At 72.6% G+C, this 8,823-nt stretch carries 6 protein-coding genes; 4 read left to right on the top strand and 2 right to left on the bottom strand.

Annotated features, from left to right (window positions below; genetic code table 11):
- Positions 1-307: 307 nt before the first annotated feature.
- Complete coding sequence (locus ACFV2J_RS39315) at positions 308-1,030, top strand: VOC family protein (protein ID WP_385092859.1); 723 nt, start codon at positions 308-310, stop codon at positions 1,028-1,030.
- A 271-nt stretch (positions 1,031-1,301) separates the two neighbouring features.
- Here ACFV2J_RS39315 and ACFV2J_RS39310 read toward each other — a convergent pair whose 3' ends face one another.
- Positions 1,302-1,838 carry an NUDIX hydrolase family protein gene (locus tag ACFV2J_RS39310; RefSeq protein WP_323138435.1) on the bottom strand — a complete coding sequence of 179 codons (537 nt, stop codon included), beginning with the start codon at positions 1,836-1,838 and terminating at the stop codon, positions 1,302-1,304.
- 229 nt (positions 1,839-2,067) lie between these two features.
- On the opposite strand from ACFV2J_RS39310, the gene ACFV2J_RS39305 reads away from it, so the two are divergent.
- Positions 2,068-3,228: an N-acetylglucosamine kinase gene (locus ACFV2J_RS39305; protein WP_385092856.1), complete on the top strand. Its 1,161-nt coding sequence runs from the start codon at positions 2,068-2,070 to the stop codon at positions 3,226-3,228.
- A gap of 87 nt (positions 3,229-3,315) precedes the next feature.
- Here the strand turns inward: ACFV2J_RS39305 and ACFV2J_RS39300 are convergent, their stop codons facing one another.
- Positions 3,316-4,200, bottom strand: a complete 885-nt coding sequence (locus tag ACFV2J_RS39300) for a MurR/RpiR family transcriptional regulator (RefSeq protein WP_385092863.1) — start codon at positions 4,198-4,200, stop codon at positions 3,316-3,318.
- 209 nt (positions 4,201-4,409) lie between these two features.
- Between ACFV2J_RS39300 and ACFV2J_RS39295 the strand changes: the two genes are divergently transcribed.
- Complete coding sequence (locus ACFV2J_RS39295) at positions 4,410-5,174, top strand: sugar isomerase domain-containing protein (protein WP_385092853.1); 765 nt, start codon at positions 4,410-4,412, stop codon at positions 5,172-5,174.
- Positions 5,175-6,299: 1,125 nt separating this feature from the next.
- Positions 6,300-8,693: a M4 family metallopeptidase gene (locus ACFV2J_RS39290; protein WP_385443255.1), complete on the top strand. Its 2,394-nt coding sequence runs from the start codon at positions 6,300-6,302 to the stop codon at positions 8,691-8,693.
- Positions 8,694-8,823: the final 130 nt, after the last annotated feature.

Genomic DNA, 8,823 nt, shown 5'->3' with positions numbered 1-8,823 from the left:
CGGCGGGCGGGCCCCGGCGGGGACCCGCAGGGCGGGCGGGCCCCACCCCACGCCGGGGGACGGCCGGCGGGTGGGGGGGTAAGGCCGCGGTGGTGCACCACCGCGGCCACTTCGGCGGCACCGGGAGCCGCGGGCGGCCCCGGCGTCGCCGGTGCCGTCCCGCACGGCCCGCGCCGTGTCGGGGACCGGACTCCCCGTTCCCCGGACGGAAACCCGGATGCGGGTGCCGCACGGCCACCCCTAGGCTGGGCTCACGGGGAGCGCGAGGCGCCGTATCGGCCGTCAGCGGATCGGAGACGCACGGGACATGACCAGTCGACTGTTCGCGATCTGCTTCCACGCGACCCGGCCGTCCGGCCTGGCGCGGTTCTGGTCGGGGGTCCTGGACTGGGAACCGGCCGACGGCCCGGACGGCGACGTCGCCCTCCTGCCCCCTGACGCCGCCGGGTTCCGCATCCGTTTCCTGCCGGGCGAGGAGCCGAGGACCGGGCGGAACCGGGCGCACTTCGACCTGACGAGCCAGTCCGCGGAGGAGCAGCGGCGGACGGTGGCCAGGGCGCTGGAGCTCGGCGGGACCCACCTGGACGTGGGCCAACTCCCGGAAGAGGAGCACGTGGTGCTCGCCGATCCGGACGGCAACGAGTTCTGCGTGATCGAGGCCGGCAACAAGTTCCTCGCCGACACCGGCTTCATCGGAGCGCTGGCCTGCGACGGTACGCAGGAAGTCGGTTACTTCTGGAGCGAGGTGCTGCGGTGGCCGCTGGTCTGGGACCAGGACCAGGAGACCGCGATCCAATCACCGCACGGCGGCACGAAGTTCACCTGGGGCGGCCCTCCGGTGGCGCCGAAGACGGGCACGAACAGGATCTGCTTCGAGCTGGAACTCCCCGCCGACGCCGACTGGGAGGCGGAGGCCGACCGCCTGGTCTCGCTCGGCGCGACACGTACCGGCATCGGTGAGGGCGACGACGGCCGGGTGCTGATGCTCGACCCGGACGGCAACGAGTTCTTCGTGCGGAGGTCCCGGTAGCGGGACCACCGCCGGGTGGGAGGGCCGTGGCTCCGCCCTGGCCGGACCGCCCCGGCCGGGGAACACCGGCGCCGGGCCGGGCGGGCGCACCTCTCGCGCACGCCGCCCCTCCCCGTGCATGCCGCGCCTCCCGTGCATGCCTGGGGTACGCACGCGCGTCCACCGCCCGGTAGCGCGGGGGCCGTTGCTCGCGCACCAGCCGAGTCGTGCTGTTTTCCCCCGGCGCGAGGCCCTCATGGGAGCGGGTCCGGCCGGGGCGATCCCGGTGAGGTCAGGACAGCCGGCCCACGTGGGCCAACGCCTGCTTGAGGAGAGCGCCGTGACCGCCCGGCATCTCGTTGAGGACGACGGACGTCGACGCCTCCTCCGGGCTGAACCAGACCAGGTCGAGGGCGTCCTGACGGGGCCGGCAGTCGCCGGTGACCGGAACGATGTAGGCCAGCGAGACCGCGTGCTGGCGTGGGTCGTGGAAGGGCGTGATCCCCTGGGTCGGGAAGTACTCGGCGACGGTGAAGGGCTGCAGGGAGGTGGGGATGCGGGGCAGTGCCACCGGCCCGAGATCCTTCTCCAGATGACGCAGCAGGGCGTCGCGGACCCGCTCGTGGTGGAGCACGCGTCCGGAGACGAGGGTACGGCTGACGGTTCCGTCCGGCCCTATGCGCAGCAGCAGCCCGATGCTGGTGACTTCGCCGTTGTCGTCGACGCGCACCGGAACGGCCTCGACGTACAGGATCGGCATACGGGCCCGCGCCATCTCGAGCTCGTCGGGGGTCAGCCAGCCGGGCGTGGTCTCGGTCATGTCAGACATTGGCTGATCATACTTTCAACCCCTCCGGATTTGCCTGCGTCGCTCGACACGACACGGGAACGGCGCCTCCATCGTGGGGGAACGCCCGTCCGCTGGAGCGAGGGCGCGCCGCAGAGCCGCGTCCACCGCGTTCCGGTCCCTCCGCACGGAGGGTGGAGGCACTCGTGGGGCCGGTCGGGACACCCGAGAGGCTTGTCCCGGGTGAATGCATCAACCACCATGGTGCGGGATGAGTAATGAATTGAACCAGGATCTCGTGGTCGGTCTGGACGCGGGAGGCACCCGCACCCGCGCCGTGGCGGCGTCCGCCGAGACCGGACGCATCGTGGGCGAGGCCGCGGCGGGAGCGGGCAACGCCCTGACGGTTCCGCTGTCGCAGCTCACCGATCATCTCGTCGAGGCCATCGGCCGGTCGGTGCCGGAGCGGGTCCGCGGCTGCGTCGTGGCCGTGGTCGGCGGATTCGCGGGCTCCGTGGGCGCCGCGGGTGCCGGGGAGTTCGCGGACAGGGAGCCGGGGCGGCTGAACGCGCTCGCCGCCCTGGCCGAGGCGCTGCGCAGGCTCGGTATCGCGCCGCGGACGGTCGGTGTGAGCAGTGACATCGAGGCGGCCTTCGCCTCGGCGCCCGGAACCCCCGCCGACGGGCTGGCCCTGGTCGCCGGCACCGGAGCGGCCGCGGTCCGCATCACCGGGCGTCGCTGCACGGCCACGGCGGACGGCGACGGCTGGCTGCTCGGTGACGAGGGCAGCGGGTTCTGGATCGGGCGGAGCGCGGTACGGGCGGCCCTGCGCATGGCGGACGGGCGCGGCGGCCCCACGACGCTGGCCCGGGCGGTCGGCCTGGCGCTGGGACTGCCGGCCGATGTCCTGAAGGGGGCCGACGGGGCCGAAGGAGCCAGGGGAGCCGGGCGGACCGGGGGACCTGAGGAGACCGGGGGAGCTGGGGCGATCGAGGGGCCTGAGGCGACCGGGGGACCTGAGAGGGCCGCGCGGGTCGAGGCCGCCGCCGCACGGTGGTCCGGGGCGCGGCGCGAGGCGTACCGCATGAGGCTGCTGCCCACCGTCATGGCCCAGCCGCCGATCATGCTCGCCCGGCTCGCGCCCCTGGTGGCCGAGGCGGCCCGCGACAAGGACCCGGTCGCGGAGGCGATCCTGCGCGAGGCGGTGGACCATCTGACGGCGGCGGTCCGCGCGTTGGGCCCCCGGCCGGGTGAACGGATCGTCGTCACGGGCGGGTTGCTCGGCCCGGACGGCCCCCTGGCCGCACCGCTGACCGGACGGCTGGCGGACCTGGGACTGACGGTCGACCGGGTGGCGGACGGCTGCCGGGGAGCCGTGGCCCTGGCCCGTCTCGGTCACGGTGCCCCGCAGCACGCCGGCGGGACCGCCTGACCGCCTGTCCGACGGACCACGCGCGACCCGGCAGAGGCTCAGAAGCAGCGGCACGGGCAGCAGCAGGGTGCCGCGAGGCTGGTGAGTTCAGCGGGTGCGACGGGACGTCACCGCGTGCTGTCCGGCGATGTGGCCGGTCAGCGTCAGCGAGGCGCTGGCCCGCGTGTACGACAGTTGCGCGACCCGTACGTACAGACAGTCGATGAGGACCAGGACGGAGTGACGGGCACCGATGCTCCCGGTGCGGAAGCTGGTCTCGGACGAGGCGGAGATCAGCCGGACGTCCGCGGCGCGGGCGAGCGGCGAGCGCGGGTCGGCGGTGATCGCCACGGTGGTGGCGCCGCGCTCCCTGGCGAGTTCGAAGGGTTCGATGGTCTCGCGGGTCGACCCGGAGTGGGAGATGCCGATGGCGACGTCGGCCGGGGTGAGCAGGGCCGCGGAGGTGGCCGCGGCGTGCACCTCGTTCCAGCCGCGCACCGCGCAGCCGATGCGGAAGAGGCGGACCTCGGTCTCCAGGGCCACCGCGCCGCTGCCGCCGACCCCGTACACGTCGATGCGGCGGGCGCGCGCCACGGCCTGGGCCGCGCGCTCCAGCGCGTCGAGGTCGATGCGGTCGATGGTCTGCTGGACCGCGCGCAGGTCCGCGCTGCCGACCACGGTGACGACCCGTTCGAGGTCGTCGTCGGGGGAGATGTCGGGGCCGATCTCGGCGGTGCCCCAGTCCGAGACCTCACCGCGGCCGCGCTCCTGGGCCAGTGCGATCAGCAGGTGCTGGTAGGAGTCGAGACCGACGGCCCGGCAGAACCGGGTGACGGTCGCCTGCGAGGTGCCGGTACGGCGGCCCAGTTCGGCGGCCGAGCAGTGGGTGACGGCGGCCGGGTCGTCGAGGATCAGTTCGCCGACCTTCCGCAAGGAGCCGGTCAGCCGCGGCAGTTCGGTGCGGATCAGTGCGGTGACATCCGTCGGGGGCAGCCCGCTGCCGGCGCCGGTCCGTTCCATGCTCTACCCGATCTCCTCTGCGCTGCGTACCTCCCGGCACCCACGGGAGGCCTCGGGCCGTGAATGTATCAGCCATCGTCCGGCCGACAACTTGAATCGCAGGACCGGAGAAGGGGTAGGGTTCAGTCATTCAGAGGAAGTCGTCGCAAGTGGTGGTTCGATCCACCGGTGGGGAGTGCCACGTGTCCGCAGGGTCCGTCAGCGCCGACAGCTTCGTGCGCGAGAGCCGTGCCGTCCTCGACGGCATCACCGCGTCCGCCCGTGACGACGTGCGGCGTGCCGCGGAGCTGATCGCGGACTGCGTACGCGCGAACGGCGTCGTCCAGGCGTTCGGCACCGGGCACTCCCAGGCTCTCGTCCTCGAAATCGCGGGCCGCGCAGGGGGGTTGGTGCCGACCAACCGGCTGAGCATCGCCGACCTGGTGCTGTACGGCGGGGAACGGCCGAGCGTCCTCGCCGACCCGCTCCTGGAGCGTGAGTCCGGTGTCGCCGCCCGGATCTACGCTCTCGTGGAGCCGCGGCCCGAGGACCTCTTCGTCATCGTCTCCAACTCGGGCGTCAACAACGTGGTCGTCGAGATGGCCCTGCACGCGAAGGAGCGGGGGCACCGCGTCCTGGCCGTCACCTCGCTGGCGCACACGCGGGCGGTCCCCGCCTCGCACCCGAGCGGCCGGAAGCTGGCCGACATCGCCGACGTCGTCCTGGACAACGCCGCGCCGCGGGGCGACGCGCTGCTCGAACTCCCGGGCGGCGGCGCCGTCTGCGCGCTGTCCACACTGACCGGGGTGATGCTCGTCCAGATGGCCGTCGCGGAGACCGCCGCCCTCCTGCTCGCCGCCGGAGTCAGGCCGCCGGTCTATGTGTCGGCCAACGTGCCCGGGGGTTTCGAGGGCAACTTGGTACTGGAGGAACGCTACGCGGGACGCATCCGCCGCACCGCGAGCTGACCCGCGCCGCCGCACTCCGCGTCCCGCACTCGAACAGGCCCCTCGGCAGGGGGAGTCGGCATCAGTAGGGGAGGATCCGCCCCGAAGGGGTGCGCCGGTCGATCTCCATCTTGACCTCGCGCCCGGAGGTGGTGCGGCGGGTGGTACGAATACGGATCTGGCGGGTCATTGCGCCTCCTTGGACTCGTACGACCGGCTTCCACGCCGCCCGGTTCGGGCTCCGCGGAGTCATCTGCCCCAGCCCTGGAGGAACAGGCGCGTGCCTCAGGGGTACTGCCGGGAAAGGGGATCTCTCCCGGCCGGCACGGCCCGGTGCATCGCCGTGCTCTTCGGAGTTACCCCGTTCCGCGTTCGCATATTCCGTCGTCATGCCTCCGGCGAAGCCGGGCGCCACGGCCCGTCGGTCGCCCGGTCCCGCCATCTCGCCCCGGCGTAGGGGCGGATGGGGGGAACGGCGGAGGAACGGACGGGGGTACGGGGACGGGGGCGCGTGGAAGCGCAGACGGGTGGACGGGGTGGAAGGGGTGGACTGGTGAACGAAGGTGTCGCCGGGCCCGATCGGCTCTCGGCGCCCTGATCCCCACGGGCGGGCGTCCGTCGTGGACGACAGGTCCGTCGCGGTGGATCCGGCGGCTCCGGGCTCCTGGCTCCCGCGATCGGTTTCGCGGACTCGGACCGGCGCGGGCCCGGTTCACGGGCTCCCGCGGCCGGGTCGCGGCCGGTGAGGTGGACGGATTCGGACGCACCCGGAGCGCGAACCTCTCGCTCCTCGGGCAGGCCTACCGTGACGACCTCCCTCGTGGCGGTACCGGCCGGTCCGGCCGTGCGCCGCCCCTCGCGTCCATCCTCCGCCCGTCGGGGCCGCACCGCCATCCGGGCCGGGACGCCGTCCGGGCCGCGCCGCCATCCGGGCCGGGAGGGCCCCCGCCGAGGGTTAACCCTCGAATGCCCCGATGATGCATGACATGGCTGCGTCAAGCTGCCATCCTTCCTCCACCTGCCGGACAGGCCCCCACGGCCTGCGCAGGGGCCCCGCACCGCACTGCTCAGCTCGTCCCGGGCAGCACATCCCGTCTGCCCGGGCTGTCACCGGTCGTCCCCGCGACCGCAGCAGTAGGAGTACGAGTGAGACGAATTCCCCGTCAGGCGGCCGCAGCCGGAGCACTCGCGGCCACCGCCGCGTTGCTGGCCGTCGGTATACAGACGGTTCCGGCGGTCGCCAAGCCCGCCGCCCCCCACCCCAGTCCGTTGCGCAGCGGCGGGCTGGAGGCCAAGCTCTCCCCGGCCCAGCACGCGGCCCTGCTGAAGAGCGCGGCGCAGAAGACCACGGCGACAGCCGGCACCCTTGGCCTCGGGGCGAAGGAGAAGCTGGTCGTCAGGGACGTCGTCAAGGACCAGGACGGCACGCTGCACACCCGCTACGAGCGCACCTACGCCGGTCTGCCGGTGCTGGGCGGCGACGTGGTCGTGCACACCCCGCCGGCCTCGCTCGCCGCCGGCACGGTGAGCAGCACGTTCAACAACAAGCGGACCATCAAGGTCGCCTCGACCACCGCGACCTTCAGCAAGTCCGCGGCCACCGGCAAGGCCCTGAAGGCCGCCAGGTCCCTGGTCGCCGAGAAGGCCACGGCCGACAGCGCCCGCAAGGTGATCTGGGCCGGCAGCGGCACCCCGAAGCTTGCCTGGGAGACCGTGATCGGCGGCTTCCAGGACGACGGCACCCCAAGCCAACTGCACGTCATCACCGACGCCACCACCGGTAACGAGCTGTACCGCTACCAGGGCATCGAGACCGGCGTGGGCAACACGCAGTACAGCGGCCAGGTGTCCCTGACGACGACGCAGTCGGGCTCCAACTACACGCTGACCGACGGCGCCCGCGGCGGCCACAAGACGTACAACCTCAACCGGGGGACGTCCGGCACCGGCACGCTGTTCTCGCAGACCAGCGACACCTGGGGCAACGGCACCACCTCCAACGCGGCGACGGCCGGCGCCGACGCGCACTACGGGGCCCAGGAGACCTGGGACTTCTACAAGAACACGTTCAACCGCAGCGGCATCAAGAACAACGGGGTGGGCGCCTACTCCCGCGTCCACTACGGCAACGCGTACGTCAACGCGTTCTGGGATGACAGCTGCTTCTGCATGACGTACGGCGACGGCACCGGCAACGCGGACCCGCTGACCTCGCTGGACGTGGCCGGCCACGAGATGAGCCACGGTGTCACCTCCAACACCGCGGGCCTCAACTACACCGGTGAGTCCGGCGGTCTGAACGAGGCCACCTCCGACATCTTCGGAACCGGCGTGGAGTTCTACGCGGCGAACGCCTCCGACCCCGGTGACTACCTCATCGGCGAGAAGATCGACATCAACGGCGACGGCACGCCGCTGCGCTACATGGACAAGCCGAGCAAGGACGGCGGCTCCGCGGACAGTTGGTACTCGGGCGTCGGCAACCTGGACGTCCACTACTCCTCGGGTCCGGCGAACCACATGTTCTACCTGCTCTCGGAGGGCAGCGGCACCAAGGTGATCAACGGGGTCACCTACAACAGCACCACGTCCGACGGTGTCGCCGTCGCGGGCATCGGCCGGGCCGCCGCCCTGCAGATCTGGTACAAGGCGCTGACGACGTACATGACGTCCAGCACCAACTACGCCGCGGCCCGTACCGCCGCGCTGAACGCCGCCACCGCGCTGTACGGCGCCAACTCCACCCAGTACGCGGGGGTGGCGAACGCCTTCGCGGGCATCGCCGTCGGCGGTCACGTCACCCCGCCGTCGAGCGGTGTGACCGTCACCAACCCGGGCAGCCAGTCCTCCACCGTCGGTACCGCGGTGAGCCTTCAGGTCTCCGCCAGCAGCACCAACAGCGGCTCGCTGAGCTACGCCGCGAGCGGCCTGCCCACCGGCCTGTCGATCAACAGCTCCACCGGCGCGATCACCGGGACGCCGACCACGGCCGGCACCTACAGCACCACGGTCACCGTCACGGACAGCACCGGTGCGACCGGTACCGCGTCCTTCACCTGGACCGTGAGCACCTCGGGTGGCGGCAACTGCACCCCGGCGCAGCTGCTCGGCAACCCGGGCTTCGAGTCGGGCAGCGCCTCGTGGACCGCGTCCAGCGGCGTCATCACCACCGACAGCGGTGAGGCGGCGCACGGCGGCTCCTACAAGGCCTGGCTCGACGGCTACGGCTCCACCCACACCGACACCCTCTCCCAGTCGGTGACCATTCCCGCGGGCTGCAAGGCCTCCCTCACCTTCTACCTGCACATCGACACCGCGGAGACCACCACCAGCACCGCGTACGACAAGCTGACGGTCACCGCCGGATCGACCACCCTGGCCTCCTACTCGAACCTCAACAAGGCCACCGGGTACGCCCAGAAGACCTTCGACCTGTCCTCGTTCGCCGGCTCCACCGTCACCCTGAAGTTCAGCGGTGTGGAGGACTCCTCGCTCCAGACCAGCTTCGTCGTCGACGACACCGCCGTCACGACCAGCTGACCGCCGCCGTCCGACCGAGTCGGAACCAGCGCTGACGTGGGGGGCGCCCCCCCGGGGGGCCGCCGAGGGCGTTGGGGGGCGCCCGCGCCGGGGCGGCCCCCGGCCCCGGGGGGGGGGGGGGGCGGCGGGG

The organism is Streptomyces sp. NPDC059668 (genome assembly GCF_042734135.1).
Lineage (GTDB): Bacteria > Actinomycetota > Actinomycetes > Streptomycetales > Streptomycetaceae > Streptomyces.
This window is presented reverse-complemented; position numbering and strand designations above follow the sequence as displayed.